The sequence below is a fragment of the Mesorhizobium sp. M8A.F.Ca.ET.207.01.1.1 genome (assembly GCF_004794715.1).
GTDB lineage: Bacteria > Pseudomonadota > Alphaproteobacteria > Rhizobiales > Rhizobiaceae > Mesorhizobium.
On the sequence record NZ_SRUS01000375.1, the window covers coordinates 1 to 321 of the forward strand.

Here is a 321-nt window from a genome sequence, read left to right on the forward strand (position 1 = left end):
CGAGGGATCCCGGTTTTCAAATGCACAGTTGACGCAGCGGCAATGGGAGTCCTTTGGGCAGACCCTGCTCGAAAGAGATCTTGAGTTGCGGCAGCAGTGGATGAACGAGCGCCGTCCAGACCTGGCACTGAATCTCCCCGGCAAGGACGTGATGCTGGCTCACGACCGCGCCTTTGAACGGCATGAACTCGATCCCAACTGCTGGACGCCGAGCGTGTTGCTGCAGGCAGCTGAGCAGAAGAGCGGCCCCGAGAAGCAGGAACAGATCGGGACCAACATGCTCAACGACGACAATGCCGGAGGCGCAACCGAAGGCAACAC

At 60.1% G+C, this 321-nt stretch carries 1 protein-coding gene; it reads left to right on the forward strand.

What is annotated here, in order from left to right; all coding sequences use genetic code 11:
• Positions 1–321, forward strand: a 321-nt coding sequence (locus tag EN850_RS34985; protein WP_210238067.1) for a hypothetical protein, incomplete at both ends; no start/stop codon positions are given.